19 protein-coding genes and 1 pseudogene are annotated in these 23,832 nt (G+C 53.0%); 13 read left to right on the top strand and 7 right to left on the bottom strand.

Translation table 11 applies throughout. The features are described from left to right. Nucleotides 1–629: pseudogene (locus tag AYI96_RS17475) on the top strand (alpha-amylase family glycosyl hydrolase); the annotation flags it as partial. A gap of 949 nt (nt 630–1,578) precedes the next feature. Then, the gene (locus AYI96_RS17470; RefSeq protein ID WP_144362066.1) at nt 1,579–2,733 is read left to right on the top strand and encodes a DUF6575 domain-containing protein; all 1,155 of its coding nucleotides are present in this window, start codon (nt 1,579–1,581) and stop codon (nt 2,731–2,733) included. Here AYI96_RS17470 and AYI96_RS17465 read toward each other — a convergent pair. Next, nucleotides 2,723–3,415 (bottom strand): DNA-methyltransferase, encoded by a 693-nt coding sequence (locus AYI96_RS17465; protein ID WP_144362065.1) that lies wholly within the window; start codon nt 3,413–3,415, stop codon nt 2,723–2,725. The genes AYI96_RS17470 and AYI96_RS17465 overlap by 11 nt on opposite strands. A 551-nt stretch (nt 3,416–3,966) precedes the next feature. Further along, nucleotides 3,967–5,193 carry an imidazolonepropionase gene (gene hutI / locus AYI96_RS17460; protein WP_144362064.1) on the bottom strand — a complete coding sequence of 409 codons (1,227 nt, stop codon included), beginning with the start codon at nt 5,191–5,193 and terminating at the stop codon, nt 3,967–3,969. Between the two features lie 145 nt (nt 5,194–5,338). Between hutI and hutC the strand changes: the two genes are divergently transcribed. From hutC to hutH, 3 genes are read left to right on the top strand one after another with little or no spacing between them, the layout of a single operon-like run. Then, nucleotides 5,339–6,061 (top strand): histidine utilization repressor, encoded by a 723-nt coding sequence (gene hutC / locus AYI96_RS17455; protein WP_028780547.1) that lies wholly within the window; start codon nt 5,339–5,341, stop codon nt 6,059–6,061. Nucleotides 6,062–6,108: 47 nt separating this feature from the next. Continuing rightward, nucleotides 6,109–7,779 (top strand): urocanate hydratase, encoded by a 1,671-nt coding sequence (gene hutU / locus AYI96_RS17450; protein WP_144362063.1) that lies wholly within the window; start codon nt 6,109–6,111, stop codon nt 7,777–7,779. Next, entirely contained in the window at nt 7,779–9,320 is a 1,542-nt protein-coding gene (gene hutH / locus AYI96_RS17445) for a histidine ammonia-lyase (protein ID WP_071477099.1), read from the top strand. The genes hutU and hutH overlap by 1 nt, the downstream gene beginning before the upstream one ends. 119 nt (nt 9,321–9,439) lie before the next feature. Here hutH and AYI96_RS17440 read toward each other — a convergent pair whose 3' ends face one another. Then, a complete protein-coding gene (locus AYI96_RS17440; RefSeq protein ID WP_144362062.1) occupies nt 9,440–10,114 on the bottom strand; it encodes a DUF3157 family protein in 675 nt (224 codons plus the stop codon). A gap of 519 nt (nt 10,115–10,633) precedes the next feature. On the opposite strand from AYI96_RS17440, the gene AYI96_RS17435 reads away from it, so the two are divergent. Further along, nucleotides 10,634–11,068, top strand: a complete 435-nt coding sequence (locus AYI96_RS17435) for a hypothetical protein (RefSeq protein WP_039035129.1) — start codon at nt 10,634–10,636, stop codon at nt 11,066–11,068. Between the two features lie 130 nt (nt 11,069–11,198). After that, nucleotides 11,199–12,479: a mechanosensitive ion channel family protein gene (locus AYI96_RS17430; RefSeq protein WP_039035189.1), complete on the top strand. Its 1,281-nt coding sequence runs from the start codon at nt 11,199–11,201 to the stop codon at nt 12,477–12,479. A 30-nt stretch (nt 12,480–12,509) separates the two neighbouring features. On the opposite strand, the gene AYI96_RS17425 is transcribed toward AYI96_RS17430, so the two are convergent. Both AYI96_RS17425 and AYI96_RS17420 read right to left on the bottom strand, forming a co-directional pair. Continuing rightward, the gene (locus AYI96_RS17425) at nt 12,510–13,130 is read right to left on the bottom strand and encodes a LysE family translocator (RefSeq protein WP_071477100.1); all 621 of its coding nucleotides are present in this window, start codon (nt 13,128–13,130) and stop codon (nt 12,510–12,512) included. Nucleotides 13,131–13,194: 64 nt separating this feature from the next. Next, a complete protein-coding gene (locus tag AYI96_RS17420; RefSeq protein WP_071477117.1) occupies nt 13,195–13,752 on the bottom strand; it encodes a lysophospholipid acyltransferase family protein in 558 nt (185 codons plus the stop codon). A gap of 384 nt (nt 13,753–14,136) precedes the next feature. Here AYI96_RS17420 and AYI96_RS17415 point away from each other — a divergent pair, with 384 nt between their 5' ends. After that, on the top strand, nt 14,137–14,562 hold the full coding sequence (locus AYI96_RS17415) for a YybH family protein (protein ID WP_039035131.1): 426 nt from the start codon (nt 14,137–14,139) through the stop codon (nt 14,560–14,562). Between the two features lie 62 nt (nt 14,563–14,624). Further along, nucleotides 14,625–15,194 carry a DUF3365 domain-containing protein gene (locus AYI96_RS17410; RefSeq protein ID WP_039035132.1) on the top strand — a complete coding sequence of 190 codons (570 nt, stop codon included), beginning with the start codon at nt 14,625–14,627 and terminating at the stop codon, nt 15,192–15,194. Here AYI96_RS17410 and AYI96_RS17405 read toward each other — a convergent pair. Both AYI96_RS17405 and AYI96_RS17400 read right to left on the bottom strand, forming a co-directional pair. Further along, nucleotides 15,157–15,936, bottom strand: coding sequence for an NRDE family protein (locus AYI96_RS17405; RefSeq protein WP_144362061.1), 780 nt, complete (start codon nt 15,934–15,936; stop codon nt 15,157–15,159). The two genes, AYI96_RS17410 and AYI96_RS17405, sit on opposite strands and share 38 nt — an antisense overlap. 78 nt (nt 15,937–16,014) lie before the next feature. Beyond that, nucleotides 16,015–17,664, bottom strand: a complete 1,650-nt coding sequence (locus tag AYI96_RS17400; RefSeq protein ID WP_144362070.1) for a metal transporter — start codon at nt 17,662–17,664, stop codon at nt 16,015–16,017. 186 nt (nt 17,665–17,850) lie between these two features. On the opposite strand from AYI96_RS17400, the gene AYI96_RS17395 reads away from it, so the two are divergent. From AYI96_RS17395 to AYI96_RS17380, 4 genes are all read left to right on the top strand, one after another. Beyond that, nucleotides 17,851–18,438 (top strand): YhgN family NAAT transporter, encoded by a 588-nt coding sequence (locus AYI96_RS17395; protein ID WP_039035135.1) that lies wholly within the window; start codon nt 17,851–17,853, stop codon nt 18,436–18,438. 32 nt (nt 18,439–18,470) lie between these two features. After that, a complete protein-coding gene (locus tag AYI96_RS17390) occupies nt 18,471–20,600 on the top strand; it encodes an MGH1-like glycoside hydrolase domain-containing protein (RefSeq protein WP_144362060.1) in 2,130 nt (709 codons plus the stop codon). Nucleotides 20,601–20,699: 99 nt separating this feature from the next. Further along, nucleotides 20,700–20,987, top strand: a complete 288-nt coding sequence (locus AYI96_RS17385; protein WP_039035137.1) for a hypothetical protein — start codon at nt 20,700–20,702, stop codon at nt 20,985–20,987. Next, nucleotides 20,984–23,797: an immune inhibitor A domain-containing protein gene (locus tag AYI96_RS17380; RefSeq protein WP_144362059.1), complete on the top strand. Its 2,814-nt coding sequence runs from the start codon at nt 20,984–20,986 to the stop codon at nt 23,795–23,797. The genes AYI96_RS17385 and AYI96_RS17380 overlap by 4 nt, the downstream gene beginning before the upstream one ends. Nucleotides 23,798–23,832 lie beyond the last annotated feature (35 nt).

The raw sequence follows: 23,832 nt of genomic DNA, 5'->3' as shown, positions 1-23,832 counted from the left end.
TGCTGGATACGCTGATTAGCGATTGGCAGGAACGCCTTGGCAGTATCAGTTGGTTTATGCGCTGTTTAAACGAAGATATCGCCCGCAAGGCCAATCGAGAAGATGGTTGCAAGGGCGTATTCTGGGAAGGACGTTTTAAGTCGCAGGCACTGCTCGATGAACAGGCGCTGCTGGCCTGCATGATGTACGTGGATTTAAATCCCATTCGCGCCGGTATTGCAGATTCGCTGCAAACTTCTGATTACACATCCATTCAGGAGCGCATAGGAGAAGTTGCTGAGCCTGCAACCACCAATGCTTCAATTAAGCCACTGCTGCAATTTGATGGTGCAGCCACTGCCGCCGAACAAAGCGGCATCCCATTTCACTTTGCCGACTATCTGGAGTTAATTGATTGGACTGGCCGGGCGGTGCGGGAAGACAAGCGTGGCTTTATTGCCTGTTCCAGACCCAAACTACTGCTTGAGCTTGGTATCAGCGACGATGCCTGGATAACTTCCGCCAAAGAGTTTCGCCGTCAGTACAGTGGTATGAGTGGCCGATGGGATGCAATGTGTGCCATGAAGGCCAAATATGGTGGTAAATGGTGCCGGGGTAAGCAACAAAGCCAAGCAATACATCCCCATTAACCTTAGATCGTTGGTGATTTTGCAGAAACAGGCTTAAGCCTGCCGTTGGCATGCTTGGCAACCGCAGTTTTTGCATGAATCTCGCAGATTACTCATCTCAGAGAGCCTACTTCCAAAAATCCGTCGTTATTTATCAGAGACTGACCCCTGCAAGGTGCTTCCTTGCGGCTCAGAAAGTGTTTTGGATGTCCTGTATGTTTGGTACCGATGGGATGCAATGTGTGCCATGAAGGCCAAATATGGTGGTAAATGGTGCCGGGGCAAGCAACAAAGCCAAGCAATACATCCCCATTAACCTTAACCCCTTGGTGATTTTGCATAAACAGGCTTAAGCCTGCCGTTGGCCTGCCTGGTAACTGCAGTTTTTGTATGAAGCATGCAAATTACTCGTCTCAGAGAGCCTACTTCCAAAAATACGTCGTTATTTATCAGAGACTGCCCCTGCAACGAGCTTCCTTGCGGCTCAGAAAGTGTTTTGGCTGTCCTGTATGTTCCCTTGCCGCCCCACACGGTGTCGAAAGCCCCTCAGCCACGTTATTTGCGCCAACGGCTTTCGGCGACACCGAGGGGGGAATTGGTGCAATTCTATTAGCACTGAGTAGTTGGAAAAGGGAAAGACAGGACAGCCAAATCTTTTCTGTCGTTACTTATCAGAGACTGACCCCTGCAACGAGCTTCCTTGCAGCTCAGAAAGTGTTTTGGATGTCCTGTATGTTGTAATGAAGGCCAAATATGGTGGTAAATGGTGCCGGGGTAAGCAACAAAGCCAAGCAATACATCCCCATTAACCTTAGATCGTTGGTGATTTTACAGAAACAGGCTTAAGCCTGCCGTTGGCCTGCCTGGTAACTGCAGTTTTTGTATGAAGCATGCAAATTACTCGTCTCAGAGAGCCTACTTCCAAAAATACGTCGTTATTTATCAGAGACTGCCCCTGCAACGAGCTTCCTTGCAGCTCAGAAAGTGTTTTGGATGTCCTGTATGTTCTGCTCCTGATGAGTTTGACAAATGGATTGTTATTCCTACATCTAGCGAAAGAGTTAATAAATTAGAGCAAAAAGACATTTCGATTGTTGAAATGATAAAGCCAAATGCATCGGCGAAAGCATACTTAATAGAAATTAATGTTTCAGATTTCTCTTTGAAAGAAAATTTAATTAAGGTAAGTAAGCTTCAATATTCACTTCCTGATAAAAACGTATTTATCTCAAGCAATATTAATTATGATGGTGTCAGAAAGCACACCCATAAAATTAGAATAGACCAAAAAAGTGGCAAACTTGAATCATCAACATTGGCTCAATCATTAGATTATTTTGTAGATTTTATTTCAACTTATTTGAAAAAATATGATGTTTCAGTATCAATGCTTGCACATGATGCAATCGTCGGTTCGTTCTCTTACAGAATAAAAACAAAAATTGAAGAAGATAAATCTAATTTGGCACTAACGCCTTTGTTTGAATTATCAAGCAAAGAAAAATTTCTTCATTTCATCGATGATAAGAAAATCGATTTACGATTAGTGCGTAGATTATTTGACATTATTTTATCAAAATCTATAACATTAGAAATAATTGATGAAAACTCAACAGATATTATTTTTGCTTTAACACCAGAATTCGTTAATTCAGTAGTGCCAAAAGTTGATGACATGCTTGGTGTATATTTAGATAGTACAATGGTACCACAAGCAGATTCTCTTAAAACAATAAAATCATACATTGACTTGCTTAACAACAAAGAACAAGTAACGGATATTACGTTAGGAGTAACGCCTAGACAGGTAAGTTACTATCGAGATGCGTGTAAGCTTTTAAATCTTATATATGATTATTCATTACTTACACCAATTGGATTTATGGCAGCAGAGAAACAATCTGACGCTAATTTCATCAATACTATTGCTAAGCAATTCGAGCTATCTGACTGTGGCTTTTTGTGGATGAAAACACAAGAAGTTAGCTCTATCTATGAGGTTGATGAGAATACTGCTGCTGATTTCCTTATAGAGTATTGCAATGGACTAAGTGAAAATACAGCGAGAAGAAGAGCTCAAACACTTAAATCTTGGGTGAAAGAGTTCAAGTCATTTAAGCCTTAGAATTACGGATAGCTATTATTCTATCTTTAGCAATTCCAACTGCGTCGATATTTAAATCATTGCCTCTGAACTGTCTATTAAGTTGTTCGGAGGCACAGCCCACAAAACCTGCCCCACAAAAAGGAACTATAACCAAATCTTGTTCGTTAGTGCTCTGAATAATGAGCGTCTTAGCTACATTGACTGGTTTTTCAGTGGGGTAGCCTCTAAGAATTCTCTTTTCTTGTAGAATATCAGGGATAGATAAGTCATTAAGTTTCTTTTTTCCTTTTTCAAAAAAAAGAATAAATTCGTATCTTGCCCTATAGTGGTACCCCATTCCCATAGCCATCTTATCCCAAACAATTGGCTTCCAGAATTTAAAACCAATGCGTTCTGCTATTGGTTTAACAACAAACATTGTTTCTTGATCACAAAATAAATAGAAGTGTGAGTTTTTCTTTAGTACACGATAAATCTCGTTTAATAACTCTTCAAAACGATTGTTTGGAAAAATATCAAACCACTGATTGCTTGAAGATTTACTAACTTTCAATCGAGTTGTTGTACCAACTTTTCGATGTTTTTCCAGTGACTGATACGGGGGATCCGTGATAACAAGATCTACACTCTTATCTTCTAACTGTCGCAGCCAAGTGACAGCATCCATACTAGAAATATCTACACTATCCGAGCGAGTCATACCTAGCCTCTAATATATGTTTATTTACACAGTATAATACTACTTATTTTTGTAAATACCATCATAATTTAAAATACGAGTATACATACCAAGACTAATTTACAACTACGAATTTAATTTTATATACATGATATTATTAGTTTTTTAAACAGAAATTAAAACGGAGTGGCGATTTGGAGTTGTGTGAATAGCTGCATTAAAAATGCTTGAAGCCAAAACCCTCCCTCATGGCAATGAGGTGTTTTGTTATGAGAGTGGAGTTGACCGATATAAGCTAAAGTTGACTGACAATTGCTTTAGTGGAACGTAAAACTTCACTTTCGCCCCATTCCGATACTTCATTAGAGGTAAAGACTAGTTTCTATTGTCATTCTGTGACATTACTAAAATTTGCTAAAGATTGGTTGGTCATTGCGAGCTTAAGTCGCTTTGATAGTACGGAATGGGGCAAAACCAATTTAGGACAATCTGTCAGCTATTCCCTGGCGCTGGGATGTCGGTGCGCAAGCCGACAGCAGGTCGGTGACCTGCCATCCAATCACTTGCCAAACTTATTGATGAATAAGTTTGCCCCCCTTGATGACATCCACCAACGGATTCACGCCGTAGCTGTAGGCGAGTTCGGCTGGAGTTGAGATCCGCCACAGGCAGAAGTCGGCATCCATTCCCTGGCGCAGCATGCCTATGCGCTGTTCACGACCCAGGGCGCGGGCGGCGTTGCGGGTGACACCGGCCAAGGCTTCTTCCGGCGTCAGGCGGAATAGGGTGCAGCCCAGGTTGAGCATCAACAGGGTTGAGCAGATGGGGGAAGTCCCCGGGTTGAAGTCGCTGGCCAGCACCATGGGCACCTGATATTGGCGCAGCAAGGCTATCGGTGGCAGTTGGGTTTCCCGCAGGAAGTAAAAGGCGCCGGGCAACAAGGTGGCGCAGGTGCCGCTCTCGGCCAGGGCCTTGACCCCGGCTTCATCCAGATACTCGATATGATCCACAGACTTGGCCCCCAGACGGGCGGCCAGTATTGAGCCGCCCATGTTGGAGAGCTGCTCGGCGTGCAACTTGATATCCAGCCCTTTGGCCTTGGCGGCGCTGAGAATGGCTTCTGTCTGTTGCAGGTCGAAGGCGATATTTTCACAAAACACATCCACGGCATCGGCGAGATCTTCCGCCAATACCAGAGGTAGCATCTCCTCGATTACCAGTTGCACATATTCCTGCTCCCGGCCTTGATATTCGGCCGGGAAGGCGTGGGCGCCCAGGAAGGTGGTGACCACATCCACATGGTGGTGTTTGCCCAGCTCGCGGGCGACCCTGAGCAACTTGAGTTCGGTGGCGGTTTCCAGCCCGTAGCCCGACTTTATCTCCACCGTAGTAACCCCTTCCTTGGCCAGGGCGTTGAGGCGGCGGCGAGCCTCGTCGAACAGCTCGGCCTCGCTGGCCTCACGGCAGGCCTTAACCGTGCTGATAATGCCGCCACCGGCACGGGCGATTTCTTCATAGCTGGCACCCTTGAGACGCAGCTCGAACTCGTTGGCGCGGTTACCGGCAAACACCAAATGGGTATGGGCATCTATCAACCCGGGCGTCAGCCAGCCGCCTTTGCCCTTGTAAACCGGAGTTGCCAGCACGTCGAAGGCAGGCAGTTCGCTGCGCTTGCCAATCCAGGCTATTTTGCCGTCTTTTACTGCCAGGGCCGCGTCGGTGATGGCGCCATAAGCCTCTGATACAGAAGGGTCCATAGTGGCAATATTGATATCTATCCAAACCTGATCCCAGGACATGCTTGCTCCTTGTTGTTTGCCTTACGCTTGCCTTAATGATGGCAATTGTTGTGATTTTGTGAGCTAACTTGTATTTACTTGTATATACAAGCTAGGATTATAGCCGAGTTTTTCAGCAGATTGAAACCAACACAGAGTCGATTCGATGAGCACAGCCAAGTTCGCCCGCATTAAACAGTACATCTCAGACCGCATTGAGTCGGGTGAATGGGTGGAGCACTCCAGGGTGCCTTCCGAAAACCAACTGGCGGAGCTGTTTGAGTGCAGCCGGATGACGGCCAGACGGGCATTGACCGAGCTGGTGGACAACGGCGTGCTGGAGCGCAGTCAGGGGCTGGGTACCTTTGTGGCCGAGTTCAAGTCGCAGTCATCCATGTTGTCTATCCGCAATATTGCCGATGAGATCAAGGCCCGCGGCCATGGTTACAGCGTGCAGGTGTTGGAGCTGACCGCCATAGAGGCCTTGGCGCCTATCGCCATCGCCCTGGGACTGGAGACCGGCAGCCGGGTGTTTTACTCGGTGCTGGTGCATTGTGAAGAGGGGCTGCCGCTACAGCTCGAGGAGCGCTTTGTAAACCCTCAGTTAATCCCCGACTATCTGCAGCAGGATTTCAATTTGCAGACCCCTCATGAATATCTGTCGCAGGTGGCGCCTTTGACCGAGGCACGCCACACCATAGAGGCGATAGTCGCCAATGAACAGATACGCGCCCGTTTGGCGATCCCCGCCAGCGAGCCCTGTTTACAGATACTGCGCCGCACTTGGTCACGCCAGGGGGTGGTGAGTTTTGCCCGGCTGATCCATCCCGGCAGCCGCTTCCGTCTCGGAGGGCACTTGACCTTCAGAGGCGAACATAAACCTAAATAAAAACAACAAAATAAACCACAAGACAAGCAACAGAGGAATGGAAGTTTATGGATAAGAGACATGATCCGGCGCGCAAAATCATTGCGCCGACCGGCACCACTCTGAACTGTAAGAGCTGGCAGACCGAAGCGCCGCTCAGAATGCTGATGAACAACCTGCATCCGGATGTGGCCGAGCGCCCCGAGGATCTGGTGGTTTACGGCGGTATAGGCCGCGCCGCCCGCGATTGGCAGTGTTTCGATAAAATCGTCGAGGTGCTCAAGCGTCTGGAAGAAGATGAAACCTTGCTGGTGCAATCCGGCAAGCCGGTGGGAGTATTCAAGACCCACAGCGATGCCCCCAGGGTGCTGATCGCCAACTCCAACCTGGTACCCCACTGGGCCAACTGGGAACACTTCAACGAGCTGGACAAGCAAGGGTTGGCTATGTATGGCCAGATGACCGCCGGCTCCTGGATCTACATAGGCACCCAAGGCATAGTCCAGGGCACCTACGAAACCTTTGTGGCCGTGGCCAAGCAGCATTTCGACGGTGACGCCAAGGGCCGCTGGATCCTGACCGGTGGCCTGGGCGGTATGGGCGGTGCCCAGCCTCTGGCTGGTACCATGGCCGGCTTCTCTGTGCTGGCCTGTGAAGTGGACGAGACCCGTATCGATTTTCGTCTGCGTACCCGTTATCTGGACAAGAAGGCCCACAGCCTGGACGAGGCACTGGCGATGCTGCAAGCAGCCAAGGCCGAGGGCAAGCCGGTTTCCGTGGGTTTGCTGGGCAATGCCGCCGATATCTTCAGTGAACTGGTTGAGCGCGGCATTACTCCGGATGTGGTGACAGACCAAACTTCGGCGCACGATCCGCTGAATGGCTATCTGCCTCAGGGGTGGACGCTGGAGCAGGCCAAGGAGATGCGCCTCAAAGACGAGGCCGCTGTGGTCAAGGCCGCCAAGGCTTCCATGGCGGTGCAGGTTCAGGCCATGTTGGCGCTGCAAAGCCGCGGCGCCGCGACCCTAGACTATGGCAATAACATCCGCCAGATGGCGTTTGACGAAGGAATGGCCAACGCCTTCGATTTCCCCGGTTTTGTTCCCGCCTATATCAGGCCGCTGTTCTGTGAAGGCATTGGCCCGTTCCGCTGGGCGGCGCTCAGTGGTGACCCTGAGGATATCTACAAGACAGATCAGAAGGTGAAAGAGCTGATCCCGGACGACCCACACCTGCACAACTGGCTGGATATGGCCCGTGAACGTATCGCTTTCCAGGGGCTGCCGGCCCGTATCTGCTGGGTTGGCCTCAAAGACCGCGCCCGTCTGGCGCTGGCCTTCAACGAAATGGTGAAAAACGGCGAGCTGTCGGCGCCTGTGGTCATCGGCAGGGATCACCTGGATTCCGGCTCTGTGGCCAGTCCCAACCGGGAAACCGAATCCATGCTCGATGGCTCGGATGCCGTCTCCGACTGGCCGCTGCTCAATGCACTGCTCAATACTGCCGGTGGCGCCACCTGGGTGTCGCTGCACCATGGTGGGGGTGTCGGCATGGGCTTCAGTCAGCACTCCGGGGTAGTGATCCTCTGTGACGGCAGCGACGCCGCTGCCAAGCGGGTATCCCGGGTATTGTGGAACGATCCGGCCACGGGCGTGATGCGTCATGCCGATGCCGGCTATGAGATTGCCAAGCGCTGCGCCAAAGAGCAGGGCCTGGATCTGCCTATGTTGGAGGACTGATGATGACCACTCAAATCACTCTGACACCGGGAAGCCTGACCCTGTCTGAACTGCGCAGCATCAGCCGCGCGCCAACCCAGCTGCAATTGCACCCGGAATCGCTGGCGGCCATCAACAGCAGCGCCGCCGTGGTGCAAAAAGTACTGGATGAGGGCCGCACGGTTTACGGCATCAACACCGGCTTTGGCCTGTTGGCCAACACCAAGATTGCCCCGGCGGATCTGGAACTGTTGCAGCGCTCTATCGTGTTGTCCCACGCCGCCGGTACCGGCCAATTGATGCGCGATGAAACCGTGCGGCTGATGATGGTGTTGAAGATCAACTCACTGTCCCGCGGGTTTTCCGGGATCCGTCTCGAGGTGATCAACTTCCTGATCGCCCTGGTCAATGCCGGTGTCTACCCTTGCGTACCCGAGAAGGGCTCAGTGGGGGCCTCGGGCGACTTGGCGCCGCTGTCGCACATGTGTCTGCCGATCATCGGCGAGGGCGAAGTGCGTTATCAGGGGCGTATCATGCCCGCCATTGAGGGCTTGAGTATCGCCGGGCTGAAACCGATTGAATTGGCTGCCAAAGAGGGCCTGGCCCTGCTCAACGGCACCCAGGCATCGACGGCGCTGGCACTGGAGGGCTTGTTCCATGCCGAGGACCTGTTTGCCGCCGGCTCTGTGGTCGGCGCCATGAGTGTCGAGGCGGCCATGGGCAGTCGCAGCCCGTTCGACCCGAGAATTCATGCGGTGCGCGGTCAAAAGGGCCAAATAGACTCGGCGGCAGTATTCCGTCATCTGCTGGGGAGCGGCTCCGAGATTGCCGAGTCACACGCCAATTGTGAAAAGGTGCAGGATCCCTACTCTCTGCGCTGTCAGCCACAGGTGATGGGCGCTTGCCTGACGCAGATCCGTCAGGCGGCCGAAGTGCTGGAAATTGAAGCCAACGGCGTAACAGATAACCCACTGGTGTTTGAAGATACCGGCGAGATCATCTCAGGCGGTAACTTCCATGCCGAACCTGTGGCCATGGCGGCGGATAATCTGGCACTGGCGATTGCCGAGCTGGGGGCCATCAGTGAGCGCCGCATTGCGCTGCTGATCGACTCCAATCTTTCCAAGCTGCCGCCATTCTTGGTGGAAAACGGTGGGGTTAACTCGGGCTTTATGATTGCCCAGGTGACAGCCGCGGCACTGGCCAGTGAAAACAAGACCTTTGCTCATCCGGCCTCTGTCGACAGCTTGCCGACCTCGGCCAACCAGGAAGATCATGTTTCCATGGCGACCTTTGCCGCCCGCAGGCTCAAGGATATGGCGGAAAACACCCGCGGCGTGCTGGCAGTGGAACTGCTGGCTGCGGCCCAAGGGTTGGATTTCCGGGCGCCGCTGCAGCCAAGCCAGGCAGTAGCCAAGGCCAAGGCTGAACTGCGCGAGCGGGTTACCTTCTATGACAAGGACAGATACTTCGGTCCGGATATCACCAAGGCCACTGAGCTGCTGGCGAGTGGGCGCTATAACGCCTATCTGCCAAAGGAGTTGCTGCCAAGCAGCCTCTGAGCCGGGAATCGCTGGAAGGGTCTGAGGGCCCTTGGGCACCTTAGGGACAAAAGTCCGTATATGAAATACAAAGAGCGCCAACTGGCGCTCTTTGTTTATTAAAATAAATCAATGACGTGTTACCAGGCATCCAGTTCAGTGATCTTCAGATTCAACAGCTGCTTCTGCCACTGGTTTTTATCTACCCCTTCAATCCAGATCACCGAGGATTGCCGCTGCTGGCCCTTGCGCAGATAGGTTTCCGGCATACGCTTGATGGCACGCCAAACCTGTAGCTCCTCTTCTTTCATCTTGCGCCCCTGATCGTTATAAAAGCTGACACTGATCAGTACGCCAACCATATCTTCACTGCTGTTACTGCCGAGTTCGAAGGTCAGGCCCAGTTTGTCACCTTGCCACTGCGTCTGCAGCAGAGAAACGCTGACCCCTTCCCTGGCAGTCTTGCCAAGCAGTCCGGGAGTGGTCATGGCGCTCTGGGTCAGTTGCTCAGCCGTGGCGGCTGGGTTTACCTCGGACTTGGGCGCCACTGCGACAGTATGGGTGCCGGTATTGGCTGCGGTATTCGATATCTCGGCCACCACATCTTCAGTCACAGTTTCGGGTTCGGCGGCGCTGATCACCGCCTCTGTAAGCACATATTCCCAGGTAAAATCATCTTTGAGTATGACTCTGGCGCCATTTTCCAGAGTAACTTCGGCCACCTGGGCCGGTTCGGCAACGGCAAAACTTGAGCTCAATAGCAACGCCAGAGCACTGACGGCGAAGCCGGGTTTGAAAAGGTTCTGTTTCAACATGAAAAAATTCGCTTGCGCTTGGCTGGATCCTGGCGTCAACAATAACCGGGCTTACCTGGGCTGGCAATGACGAAAAACATAAACTTGCTTTCCTGGCATACGGCAATCCACGGGAAGTATGTTCAAGTGCCTTTGTCCAGGAAAGGTGCGAACAAGCCCCATGTGTGCTCTGCGTCGGCTTACAGACTGGAATGTAAGACATAGTTCGCAGCAAATGACCAAGTCCTTGGCAAGAAAGTGAAGTTATTGCCCGCTAATATGTCAGCCTTGACTGTAAAAGGGGTCAGAATTGTCTTGCAGGCAACTTTGGCGCTGGGTATACCGGAAGATAAAGGGCATTATCATCTCTTATACTTTGGCTGCGGTGAAGAGTCCTATGACACATCCAGCCGGCTGTGTGGCGAATTAAACCATTCAATGAAACAATCACCGAGTTTGTAACTCATTGGTCAGCGTTTACTTACAACATACCCCACTATATGATCCCGCTCTTAGTCTATCTGATAGTTTGGAGAGGGTATGCCGTCGAATACCAAGGCCTGGTTGTCGAAGGCTCTGCAATTTGGCGGAGGATGCTTTTACCTGTTGCTGGCCTCATGGAGTCTGTTCCATGTGGCAGGTTGGGTAGGCAAACTACCTGACCATAGCGAGCATTGCCAAGAGTCAATACTGCTCAGCAGCTGGTCACCGAATAAAGATTGGCAGGCCGACGTCAGCTTTTCCAACTGCAGTCTGCATGGACGTAAGCACTGGCAGAGCCACTTAAGCTTGACCGATCTGGACTCGGGACGCCGCTTCCCCGGTCTGCTGGTGGTATCCGGTCGCCACGATGAGTTGAAACTCGACTGGTACAATCACAGACAATTATCAATTTCCGGGCTTCCCATAGATCACCTGGAGCACTTCCAACAGCCGCTGGGAACCAAAATAGTACTCACCTTGAAAGGTGATTAAGCGCACACTTTCCAACGAGGATGGGATCGACTGTTCAGCCAAAGTTAACACCTGTATGTTACTCTGCAACCTGGCCTGGGTTGTGGGCCGGGATGAGTGATTTTTCTCTGAGAGGTTAATTTTGGATAACTTGGACAAAGACTTAAGATTCGAACTGTCACACTGGTTGTCACAGCTGGGGATCAACAGCCAACCAGCCGATGGTTTGTCCACTTCGCTCATGGTGCTCGCCTGCCTGCTGCTGGCAGGTTTGGCTTATTTTATTGTGCGTCGCGGCGTAGTACGGGCGATGAACCTGGTGATTCAACGTTCCAAAGTCACCTGGGACGATATCTTTATGCGCCACAGAGTGCTGGAAAAGCTGGCGATGCTGGTGCCGGCGCTGGTGCTCAACCTGCTGATCCCCATAGCACTGACAGATCATAAACTGTTGGCCGGACTGGTCGACAGGCTGCTCAGTGTCTGGCTGGTCGTCTTGCTGATCCGCGCCGCCTATTCGGCATTGGATGCGGTCAACGAGGTGGCAGACGTTAAGCTGATTAGCCGTCGTCTACCGGTGAAGAGCTTTGTGCAGCTGATCAAGCTGTTCCTGTTCTTTGTCGCCATCATTATTTCCATCTCTGTGCTCGCCAACCAGTCTCCTGTCTACTTCCTCAGCGGCTTGGGTGTCGCCACAGGTTTGGTGATGTTGGTGTTCAAGGACACCATTCTGGGGTTTGTTGCCGGTATTCAGCTGGCGGCTAACCGTATGGTCAGCACAGGCGACTGGATCCAGATGGATAAATACGGCGCCGATGGCGCGGTGGAAGAGGTATCGCTGACAACAGTCAAGGTTCGCAACTGGGACAAGACCATCACCATGATCCCGGCCTATGCGCTGGTATCCGATGCCTTCCGCAACTGGCGTGGCATGTCCGAGTCAGGCGGTCGCCGAATCAAACGTTCAGTCAACATAGATATCAACAGCATACGTTTCCTGACCGAAGAAGACAGGAAGAAGCTGGAGAAGATCAACCTGTTGAAAGAATACCTGCCGAAGAAAATCCATGAGATCACTGAATGTAATGCGAAAGTGTCGGATATCGAAATGCCGGTCAATGGTCGCAGGCTGACCAATGTGGGGACCTTCAGAGCCTACCTGCTGGAGTATCTCAAGCACCACGACAAGGTACACAAGGAGATGACCCTGATGGTGCGGCAATTGGCGCCTACGACTGAAGGGCTGCCGATCGAACTGTATATCTTCACCAATGATACCCGCTGGACATATTATGAAGATATTCAGTCGGATATCTTCGATCATATCTTTGCCATCTTGCCGCAGTTCGATCTGCGTGCCTTCCAGGGCCCTACCGGCAATGATATCCGCAGCTTAAAAGATAATGGAGCCGGCGCAAATAAGCCTACATAGGCTTATTCGCACCTCCCCTAAAGCGCTCCCCTAATCTTTAACGGCCAATACAGTGGCGAGGGTGACAAACACCCCGCCACTGACACGATCCAGCCAATGCAAGCGTTGACTGCGCTTCAGCCATGAAGCCAACACACTGGCCATAGAGGCGTAAATCATCACAAAGCTGAAGTCTACCAAGGCCCAGGTGGAAGCCAATACTGCCAGTTGTGGCCCCTGCGGCGCAGTCACATCGATAAATTGTGGAAACAGAGCGGCGAAAAACAGCAGATCCTTGGGGTTGCTGATCCCCACCAGAAACGCCTGCCGGAACAGACTGAGAGGATGACCATGTCCCTTGGGGCCAACACTCTGCTCGGCCGCATGGGGCTTGGTGAGCAGCAGCTTAATTCCCAGATACATAAGGTAGGCGGCACCGCACCATTTGAGCAGGGTAAAGCCGTATTCGCTGGCATGCAGCAAGGCGCTCAGCCCGGCGATGGAGGCCAACATCAACAGCAGTGCCGCACTGACACTCCCCAAGGCCGTTGCCAGACTGCGGCGTTTACCAAAATGGATCCCGTGAGAAATAGACAACATGGCGATCGGGCCGGGAGAAATGGCTATCAATAAGATCGCAAACAGGTACAACAGGAAGGTCTGGTGATCCATAATTTTGTATACAAAGTTTTCGGTTAAGCGTCACTATAGTCCTGAGACGCCTGCCGAACAAGATTCACTTTTCCGCTGAATAGTCCGGGATCGCCTTGGGGAAGCGGCCGCGAATGCCGCGATAGAAGGCGATAAGCTGATCCATGTCTTGCTGCATGTCAGCACTCGGTATCAAGGGTTGATTGATCACCACCGCCTTCTGACCAAAGTCCAGCCCCACTGCCACAATCGGCACCCCCGCCTTGGATGCGATATGGTAGAAACCTGTCTTCCAGCGTTTCACCGGGCTGCGAGTGCCCTCCGGCGCCAGCGCCAGCTTAAAGTTGCGATCCAGGCGATACAAGTCGCTGACCGCATCGACCAGATTATTGTTCTTGCGCCTGTCTACCGGCCTGCCACCTATGGCCCTGAAAAACCAGCCCCAAGGCGGAATAAAGAGTTGATGCTTACCGAGAAAGTGGATCTTCACCGCCAGAGCTCCACGGGCGAGTACGCCGATAATGAAGTCCCAGTTACTGGTATGGGGCGCCACTATCACCAGGTATTGCGGGGAGTCGGGCAGTTGTCCGCGAATTTGCCAGCCGAACTGAGCCAGCAGCCATTGGCAGATTTTTTTAAACATAGAGAGTTGCCAAACCTTGAGTTGATTAAAGGTATAGTTCAAAAGTGTTTAGGGTGGGCCGCCAGTCCAACCTTGATTAGCTTAGGAGTCTGAACATAGGCAGCACTTTCCCAAGCAGAGGCCTGAGGGAAAATATAATTTCAGTATTATCTCTTTTGTGCAAGCCTGGGTTCTACATCTTGCCAAGGACTCGTCATTGGCTATAAATCGCCGTGACGTAAGTTTGTTCAAAACGCGCGGTGGATTTGCTTACAATCTACTAAGACAATGTTTACCCGGTTCTTTCCTTATCCAGGGCCAAATAGGTTAGTATCTGTATAGAAGCTCAACGCCTATGTCGGCACGGTTTCCTGGCCTGGTTCCGGGAGAGTGCAAGGAGGGAATATGAAAAAGTTAATCTTTGGACTCCTGTCAGTACTGCTACTTGCAATCGCTCCGGCTAAAGCGGTACCGACAGATGAAATTACCGAGCTGATCAATCGTCAGCAACAAGCCTGGAATCAGGGAAATATTGATGCCTATATGCTGGGTTACTGGCACGATCCCAAGCTGAGGTTTGTCTCCAAAGGCGAGTTCAAATATGGCTGGGACAAGATGCTGGCCGCCTATAAACGTAGCTATCCGAATCGCGCGACTATGGGCCAGCTCAAGCTGGAGCTCAAGGATGTGCAGATGTTGAGTAACTATTCTGCCTTGGTGGCCGGTCGCTGGGTCTTGCTCAGACAAAAGGACAGCCCATCCGGAGTCTTTACCCTGCTGTTGGAAAAGAAAGACGACCATTGGGTAATCACTCACGATCATTCATCCTGACTTGCATAGGGAATTAGATTTATCTAATATCAATCCATTAAAAAAATCTAATGGAGCACCCTATGTTAAAACCCACACTGACCGCCTTGCTGGCCTTTGCGCTGGTGAATCAAGCCGTGGCAGAGCCAACAGCGGCAGACTTCAACACCGAAGCGGCCGCGCTGGCCAAGCGTTTTGCCCAAACACTCAAGCCGCAACTGCAGCAAGCCCTGGCCGAAGGTGGCCCGGTGGCGGCTATCGAAGTTTGTTCCCATAAGGCGCCGGAAATCGCCCGCCAACTCTCTGCCGAGAGCGGTTGGCAGGTAAAACGTGTCAGCTTGAAACCCCGTAATCCGGCAGCCGAGCCAGAAGCCTGGCAGCGACAGGTATTGTTGTCATTCGATCAGCGGGCCGCAGCCGGTGAAGATCCGCAAACCTTGAGCCATGTTGCCCAGACCGAGTCACAGCTGCGTTTTATGAAGGCCCAGGGCGTAGCGCCGCTTTGCCTCACCTGTCACGGCAGCCAATTGGCGCCCGAGGTCAAAACCGCATTGGATGAGCACTACCCGGATGACAGCGCCAGAGGTTATCAGCTTGGGCAGATCCGCGGCGCCATCAGCATAGTGGCTCCGCGTTTGTCAGCGCAAAACTGAACTGCTCCAACCCCAGTTGTCGCCCCTTGCCATCATACCTGGCTTCGTAAAAGTTCAGTGTCCCTTCGCGGGAGATGAATATCAGGCTGGTGGCCCGGGTGCCGTATTCCGGGTGGCGAATATAGATGGATGACAGACGTCGCTCCCATTCCAGGCTGACTCCTGTGTTTGGCAGGCTGATGTCCGGCGCTGGAGTCTCATCACGCATTATTGCCAGCAGCCTATCTATATCCGGCTTGGCCGATTGGCTAATCAACCGCTCCAACACCTGCTCGCCGCGGGCCATCTTGGGCCAGATTTCATCCAAGGCGCCATTGCTGATGGCGTGAAAACCCCTGTTCAAGCACCGCAATGACTTATCCGGGCTGTGATAACACCAAAGGCGCTTGCCCTGGCCGAAAACCAGATTGAAAGGATTGTAGTTGTCGCTGTGGTCACTGAGCCATTGCGGCTCTATTGGGGTTTGGCTATTGAGCGCCTTGAGCACCAGTTCCCCGCGGCTGCGCATACCATCCGGCTGAGAGATTGACTGACGGATATTGGTGAGGCCGGCCACCATTCCCAAACGATTACAGCCAAGCCAGGTCCCACCTGCCTGCAGATCCTTACCCGCCAGCAGTTGCTGCTGTGGCGGCCAAAAATGTGCCGGGGCTGTGGGCCTGTGATGAAACTCATCGCGGTTGGCGCAGAGGATCAGCGGATAATCCGGATGCTGATCCAGTGCCAGAAACAGAATGCACATGGGCTGTCCTTATGCCGGGTCTAAATGCGGGCTTATCCCACAAGTTAGCCAACAAAGGCGCCAATTAACAGGGTTAAATCAGTGAGAGCCTTTGTCTTGATGCTCGTGGCCATTATGGTGAGCATGTCTGTGTGAGTCATGGCTGCTCGAACCGTGACTATGTGAACCATGGCTATGTGAACCATGGTTGTGGCCTGAGTCGTTGTGCTGCCCCGAGCCGTGGTCATGGCTATGGCCTTTGACCAGCCACATACCCCGTAAAAACTTACGTGGCCCCTGACGCAGTATGCTACTGGAGTAAAGCAGACACAGCAACGTCAGTGCCGGGTAGCTTATCTCTTTCGGTAGATCGCCCAGCTCACGCCACTGTGGTTGCCACCAGGCAATGCCGCTAAGCAGAATGGATAACAGCAACAACATACCGAGCCGTTGACTCCAGTTCATCAACTTGAGTTGTGACAGGTTAAGCACAGGTGCGGCTATCAGGGTCAAGGCTACTGCCAAGGGGCTCCAGCCGCTGTAGGCCAGTGACATCGCCAGCACGGCGGCGCCCAGATTACAGAAACGCAGCGGCAGAAACAGCAAGGCCAGCACCAGCACTTGTGCCACCGGATGCGACAGTGGCACTGACGGATGACCTATCAGATTGGCGAGGATCAAACTAAGCAAGATCCAGGGCGCGCTTCTATCCACCAGATGAGTGAAGCCAAAATGCCAGGCGGACTGCGGCACCTTGGGGTGGGGATCGGTCAATTCAATGCGGGCATAACTCAAAAACAGTCCCAGTGCGGCGAGTGCGAGGGTCTGCAGCAGGGCAAACTGCCAGCCCAGCAGCACCAAGGTCAGCAACAAGGCTTCAGGGCCGGCGAGACGTTGAACCCAGCGTCCCGGCAGCGAAGCTTGAGTAGGAGACAAACCTGCGGCAAAACGTATGCTGGCCAAGGCGTAGGCCGCCAGCAATACCGGAGCCAGTAACAGCAACCAGTGCAGCAGTTGATCTGTGCTGTGGTCATGGTGAGCGTGTTGGTGGCCGCCGGAATCCATCATCAGCAGCAATGCCAACAGGCCTATCCCCAGCAGGCTGCCTATGCCGGCCTGATATTCATATTTGCTGCTTGGGGTCTGCTGCTCATGGCCGTGGGGCTGATGCAGCACCACATGCAAAATAGAGCCTGTGACAAAGGCTTGCAGGTACACGGTATTATCCAGGCTCAGATGGCTGAGCAGCTGCTCGCCGGCGAAGTAGCCCACAGATGTCAGCGCCATCATGGCCAGCAACACCAGACTGGCCCAACGGGTACCTACCTGGGGTTTGAGCAACCACCAAATCGCCAGGCCCACGGGTAGCCTGTGCATGATCACCCCAAGCGCCAGCAGGCTGGAGTTGCCTTCCTGTTGTGCCAGCACCATGGCGCCGCCATCTGTGATGGTGTGCAACAACAAGCCGCCGATCCCCAGCGTGAGGGTCAGGTTATGGGTGATCTCTGAGTAGCGATGAAACAACTTCTCACTGGCACTGGGTCCCCAAAGGCCGAGGATCACGAAGATGATCGCCAGTATGCCGCCATGCTCCAGCAGTTCCGGTAGGATATGGATCAATACCAGGCCGCCAAGAGAAACAAAAATAAAGCCGTCCAAGCCCTTCTGCAAACCGCTGCCTGAAGAGAAATAGCGGTAAAACAGCGGGCCCAGGAGCAGGGCGATAAAACTGGCGACAAGATAGAGCATGTATTTCACGGCTGAAGTTTAGAGAACGCCATAGTATACCAGTAGCCGGGCAAATGAGCAGTGCCGTTACCTGGAATTTACCTTGAAGGATTTTCCCCCCGAGACCACAGATAAAAGTCCACAGCCGGTGACTAAAAAGTTATACAATAGTCGACTCTATGTTGTTGTATTGGTGAATGGATATTTATGGATACTCTGTCGGCTGCCGTAATGCTGTTTCTTATTATGGATCCCTTGGGCAACTTGCCTATCTTTGCCTCTATATTGCGTCATATCGAGCCCAAGAAACGCCGTCGAGTGTTGATCCGTGAGCTTATTTTTGCCTTGTTGATCATGCTGTTATTTCTATATGCCGGTGAAGCCATCCTGAGTTTCCTCAACCTCAAGTCAGAATCGGTCAGCATTGCCGGCGGCATTATTCTGTTCCTGATAGCCATCAGGATGATCTTCCCCCAACCCGGTGGGGTGGTGGGCCTGGCTGCCGGTGAAGAGCCCTTCATTGTGCCGATGGCGATTCCGCTGATGGCCGGTCCTTCGATTTTGGCGGCACTGATACTGCTGGCCCATACGGATAGCAGCCGTATGGGCGACTGGACCATAGCTCTGGTGGCGGCCTGGGGCGCCAGCGTGGTTATCTTGATGTTTTATAAGTTATTTACCCGGGTGTTGGGCGACAAGGGGCTCACGGCGGTCGAGCGTCTGATGGGCATGGTGCTGGTGATGATCTCGGTGCAGATGTTCCTCGATGGTGTCTCCCGATATTTGAATCCCTGAGTTGTTAATCCTTTTGTTGAGTCGAGGTAAAAGTGCTTAGTTGTGCCCTGATCTGTGCTTTGAGTCTGAGCGCCGGAGATTATGACAATCTCTTGCCCTATCAAGGCACGCCGCAGCAAGCGCTGGAGCGGGACGCCGCCGGGAATCTGAAGATCCCCGCTGTGTACATGGATATGGGGGCTTGGCATGGATATCACCTACCGGATAATCCTGCATTTTATGGCAGCTTCACCGGCCCCTTGATCATCGCCCAGGAATACAGCCTGCATCTGGCGCCAAGCTTGCAGCACCTCAGCGTATTGGAGTTGAGCACAGGGCTGGCTAAGAATTTTGCCGAAGCGGAGAGACGTCTGTTCAGTCGCCCGGATGGCCTGTATCAGGAATATCGCTGGCAAGATCTCAGCCTCAGCACCAGGCTCTATTTTGCCGATGAGCGCAGCTCACTGATTGAGACTGTGCTGGAAAATACTGGCTCCCGAGCCGGTCAGTGGCAATTGCAGTGGCAGGGAGAGCCCTTCGACAAGGCGGTAGGCAAGCCCTGGATTGCCGACAGACAATTTGCGACCAATCAACTGGAGTGGCAGTTTCGGCCACTGAGAAAAACCTGGTCGCTGCTGCTCGATGATGCCAAATTCCGCTTAAGCTTCCGTGAACCCACCTTTCTGGAAGAGCGTGGCACTCGGGGCTACCGAGCCAGTTCTGAAGTGCTGAACCTGGCTCCCTCAGAGCGGCGCAGTTTTCTCAGTGCCCAGCAGTATTTTCACACCGCAGCAGAGGCAAAGCCGCTGCAGTGGCCGAAGTTATTGCAGAGCGCCGAGCGCAACCATAGTCGCTGGGGTTGGCGTCTGGCCAAGTTGGCCGATGGTGACTTGGGGCAAAAGCGCATGGCGGCCAGAGCCATCAGCACCCTGGCACATAACTGGCGCAGCCCGGCAGGTGCCCTGCGTCACCACGGGATAACGCCTTCGGTCACCTATCAATGGTTCAATGGTATCTGGGCATGGGATAGCTGGAAACAGGCGGTAGCCTTGGCGCGTGTCGAGCCCTGGCTTGCCAAGTCCAATGTGCGGGCGATGTTTGACTATCAATTTGATGAGCAAGATCCCGTCAGACCTCAGGATGCCGGCAACATGCCGGATGCGGTGTTTTACAACCAAGATGCGGCCCGCGGCGGTGACGGCGGCAACTGGAATGAGCGGAATGGCAAACCGCCACTGGCAGCCTGGGCCGTATGGGAGATCTACCTTCAGGACGGTGATAAGGCATTTGTCGCCGAGCTCTACCCAAGACTGATGGCCCTGCATGCCTGGTGGTATCGCAACCGGGATCATGACGGCAATGGTTTGGCAGAATATGGCGCCAATCTGCATCCGTTGCACGGTGAGCCCGGGGCACTTAATCGTGATGCCATCATTCAGGCGGCAGCCTGGGAGTCCGGGATGGACAATGCGCCCAGATTCGATGCCGATAACAGCCTGCAGGTACTGGAAAACCGCGACACCAAAGGGCGTTTACTCGGCTACTCTCTCAATCAGGAGAGTGTCGATCTCAATGCATTTCTCTATGCCGATAAGCAATATCTGGCACAAATGGCCAGTCTGCTGGGACGGGAAGCCGAGGCGATGCAACTGCGGCAACAGGCCCAGCGGTTGGGACAAGCGATTCGGCAGGCCTTTTACGACCCTGCCAGCGGTTTCTTCTACGATGTACGTTTCGATGCCGAGGGCAAGCGGCGATTGCTCCGCGGCAATAAGGGCACTGAAGGTTGGATCCCGTTGTGGGCCAGTGTCGCTTCGCCTGAGCAGGCAGATGCGGTGGTAAAGCAACAACTTAGGCCAGAAGTCTTCGGTACCCAGGTGCCGTTTCCGAGCGTGAGCCGCGACAGCCCGGAGTTTGCTCCCGACAGATACTGGCGCGGGCCGGTATGGCTGGATCAGGCCTTCTTTGCCATCAAGGGATTGCAGCATTACGGTTACCGGCAGCAGGCAAGTGCAATGTCGCGGCGCTTGCTGGAGGCCATCGCCGCCGATAGCCGGGATCTGCCGATACGGGAAAACTACCATCCACTCAGCGGTGAAGGACTGCATGGCACCAACTTCAGCTGGTCGGCCTCGGTCTTATTGTTGCTTTATAGCGAAGGTTTGTTGTCTGAGGCTGAATAATCGCTGAATGAGGCGAATTGGCCGCGATTTTCTGCTGTGCAATCTTAACAGCCGCTGTTAATCTTCTGTACCATCTCTGTTAACAACAAGGTGTTGCCTGTGCGACTGCCCTCAACTCTTGCGATCTGCTTGTTTCTGGGTGCCTGTCAGGCAGGGAACGATGGCGAAATCGATGCCATTGCGGATAAAAACCGCGCGGTTAAACCTTTGTTGCCCTGTGGCAGTGGGGCACCTGTGGTAAATCGGGCTAAAATTAAAGCCAGTCTAATCGAGCGCAACATCATCACTCAGCAAATGAGTGAACAAGAGGCCGAAGCTAAGGTCTCTGAGTATATTCAGCAGCGCAATCAGAAGTTTGAAAACTGTATCAAGGAGCCAAAGTCATGAGTTTGAAGTCGGTATTGGCCCTGGGGGCTGCTTGTCTCTTTGGCATATCCAATGCTCTGGCCGCCACGGCTCCGGCGGATCCCGGAGTGATCAACAAAGAGCAGATCCTCTACTGGCTGGAGAAACGCGGTGAACTCGATGCCGACGCCTCAGAAGAGGAGCGGCAACAAGCGCTGGCAGCCTACATCGCCAAATCTACCGGAGCGGGCAGCAAGGCCGCACAAGTGCTTAAGGCCAGAGAACAACAACTGCTGCAACAGGCGCGAAGCAACAGCCTGCGTCAAAGCAAGTTAATGCGGGCACAGTCGCGGGTAGCCGATACCGATGTGACCAAGCGGGTCAAGGTGTTGGCCGTGCTGGTGGATTTTCCCGATTTGCCCTATAACAACAATCGCCTGAGTCCCGGCGATACCGAAATGTATTACGCCAACTACTCGGTAGCCCATTACCGTGGTTTGTTGTTTTCCGAGGCAGGTTTCCCAGGACCTCAGGGGCAAACTCTGCCCTCTGCCTATCAATATTATCAAGCGGTTTCCGGCCAGAGCTTTTTCTTCAGCGGCGATGTGAAAGGCTGGTTTAGAGCCAGCCAAAATGCCGCCTACTATGGTGCCAACGACCCAAATAACAACAATGACGACACTGCCGCCACTGAATTGGTGGAAGAAGCGGTCGCGGCTGCAGTAGCCAGCATGAGCGCCGCTGAGTTGGCGCAGTATGATATTGAAGATCCTTATGATATCGACGCTGACGGCAACCTGGATGAAGCCGATGGGATTTTGGATCATGTGATGATCTTCCATTCCAGCATAGGCGAAGAGGCCGGTGGCGGTATGCTCGGCGATGATGCCATCTGGTCACACAGATTCTTTGTGCCCTCGGCGCCCGGTCAATATGGTCAGGCTATTCCCGGCAGTAATATGCGTCTGTTCGGTTACACCATTCAGCCGCTGGATGCCGGAACAGGTGTTTGTACCCATGAATTTGGTCACGATCTCGGTTTACCGGATGAGTATGACACCAGTGCCGAAGCCAGCGATGGCTCGCCTGTAGGTCTCTGGTCTCTGATGTCCGGCGGCAGCTGGGCAGGTTCCCCAAGAGGCTCCCAGCCCAGTGGTTTCAGCCCCTACGCCCGCTCATTTCTACAGGACAGATACAAGGGCCGCTGGGTCAGCGAACAAACCCTGGATTATCAAGCACTGGATAGCAACGGCACTCAAGTGTCGCTTGAGCATGCCAATAGCAGTGGCGTAAACCAGCTGGCCATCAAGCTGCCGTCCGACTCCATCGCCTTTACTCAGGCCTATCAGGGGCAATACCAGTACTATTCGAATCAGGGCGATCAGCTCAACAACGCCATGTCGTTCGAGCTGCAACTGCCCATGAGTACCAAGCTAACACTGAAGATGAAGGCCCATTGGCAGATAGAGCAGGACTATGACTATGTGCAACTGCTGGTGGATGGGGTGCCATTGGCTGGAAGCCATACCAAGAGCAGTAACAGTATCAACAATGCCGCCAATATTATCAGTGGTGACTCGGCGGCCTTATCCGGTGGTGAAGGGGAACAAGGCTGGCAGGAATTGAATTTCGACCTTAGCGCATACGCCGGAATGAGCAAGCAAATAAGCCTGGTGTATCGTACCGATGAAGCGGTCGGTGGCTATGGCTTTGCCGTCGATGACTTACGTCTCGAGAGTGATGGCAAGCTTATCTACAGCGATAATGCCGAAACAGCTCTCAAGACTGTGGTACTTTCCGGCTTTGTCCGCACCGACGATACCCGCCCGGGAGCGCCGCGGCGTTACCTGCTGCAACTGCGTAACTATCAGGGTGTTGATAGCGGACTGCAACAAGATAGCTATGAACCGGGACTCTTGGTGTGGTATGAAAACCTGGCCTACAGCGACAACAAGGTGGCTGAACATCCGGGATACGGCCTCATTGGGGTGGTGGATGCGGATCAAAACCTGATCGGCAACCGTGATACCGATGTGCAGGTTCGTGATGCCAGCTTCAGTATTTATCCACAGTCGGCGTTTTTCGGTGACCCCCATCTTGGCAACAATAGCCTGTTTGATGACAGCGACGACTACAGCGCGCCGCTTAAGCCTCAGGCCGGTCTGGTGTTGCCCCAGCTGGGTCTTATGGTGCAGCTTTTGACCCAGGAGCAAGACAGCAGCCAGGCGCTACTGTTGGTGAGTAAACGCAGCGACAGCAGCGGCACAGAACTCAGTGCCAGCATTTCAGCGCAGCAGGAGGGGGGCAATGTCAGTTTCAGCGCTAATCTCAGTGGCGGTACTGCGCCTTACACCTACCTGTGGGATTTTGGGGTCGGCGGCGCCAGCAGTACCCAAGCGACGCCTCAATACAGTTACAGTGAGTCCGGCAACTACACAGTCACACTGACTGTGACAGACGCCAATAATCGGCAAACCGTGACCAGCTTGCAGCTGACGGTTAGCATTCCTCTGTCGGCACTGTTCGATATCAGTGGTACAGGTTTAACCGTGCAGTTCAATAACCTCAGTCGCGGTGGCAACGGTGAACTCAGTTATCAGTGGCACTTTGGTGACGGCCAGAGCAGCACTATCGCTTCTCCCTCACATACCTACAGTGCGGCAGGCAGTTACAGTGTGCGCCTGGTTGTGACCGACTCACAGAATAATCAGAGCAGCAATAGTCGCACTCTGGTGGTCTCCAATCCGGTCGTGCCCAATACAACTGAAAGCAGTTCCGGCGGCGGTGGCGGTAGCCTCGGCGGCCTGAGCCTATTGGGGCTGGCGCTGATCGCCTGGCGGCGCAGGCACTGACAGAAATAAGGGACGCTCAAGCGTCCCTTGTGTTT

The organism is Shewanella sp. MSW (assembly GCF_007636515.1).
In the GTDB taxonomy this organism is placed as follows: Bacteria; Pseudomonadota; Gammaproteobacteria; order Enterobacterales; family Shewanellaceae; genus Shewanella; species Shewanella indica.
Note: the sequence above shows the minus strand (reverse complement) of the source record. Positions and strands in the feature narration are given on the sequence as shown.

Coding starts and splice junctions, on each gene's coding strand:
- AYI96_RS17465 (WP_144362065.1), bottom strand. CDS start 3,415: ATGACTCGCTCGGATAGTGTAGATATTTCTAGTATGGATGCTGTCACT.
- hutI (WP_144362064.1), bottom strand. CDS start 5,193: ATGTCCTGGGATCAGGTTTGGATAGATATCAATATTGCCACTATGGAC.
- hutC (WP_028780547.1), top strand. CDS start 5,339: ATGAGCACAGCCAAGTTCGCCCGCATTAAACAGTACATCTCAGACCGC.
- hutU (WP_144362063.1), top strand. CDS start 6,109: ATGGATAAGAGACATGATCCGGCGCGCAAAATCATTGCGCCGACCGGC.
- hutH (WP_071477099.1), top strand. CDS start 7,779: ATGATGACCACTCAAATCACTCTGACACCGGGAAGCCTGACCCTGTCT.
- AYI96_RS17440 (WP_144362062.1), bottom strand. CDS start 10,114: ATGTTGAAACAGAACCTTTTCAAACCCGGCTTCGCCGTCAGTGCTCTG.
- AYI96_RS17435 (WP_039035129.1), top strand. CDS start 10,634: ATGCCGTCGAATACCAAGGCCTGGTTGTCGAAGGCTCTGCAATTTGGC.
- AYI96_RS17425 (WP_071477100.1), bottom strand. CDS start 13,130: ATGGATCACCAGACCTTCCTGTTGTACCTGTTTGCGATCTTATTGATA.
- AYI96_RS17420 (WP_071477117.1), bottom strand. CDS start 13,752: ATGTTTAAAAAAATCTGCCAATGGCTGCTGGCTCAGTTCGGCTGGCAA.
- AYI96_RS17415 (WP_039035131.1), top strand. CDS start 14,137: ATGAAAAAGTTAATCTTTGGACTCCTGTCAGTACTGCTACTTGCAATC.
- AYI96_RS17410 (WP_039035132.1), top strand. CDS start 14,625: ATGTTAAAACCCACACTGACCGCCTTGCTGGCCTTTGCGCTGGTGAAT.
- AYI96_RS17405 (WP_144362061.1), bottom strand. CDS start 15,936: ATGTGCATTCTGTTTCTGGCACTGGATCAGCATCCGGATTATCCGCTG.
- AYI96_RS17400 (WP_144362070.1), bottom strand. CDS start 17,664: ATGCTCTATCTTGTCGCCAGTTTTATCGCCCTGCTCCTGGGCCCGCTG.
- AYI96_RS17395 (WP_039035135.1), top strand. CDS start 17,851: ATGGATACTCTGTCGGCTGCCGTAATGCTGTTTCTTATTATGGATCCC.
- AYI96_RS17380 (WP_144362059.1), top strand. CDS start 20,984: ATGAGTTTGAAGTCGGTATTGGCCCTGGGGGCTGCTTGTCTCTTTGGC.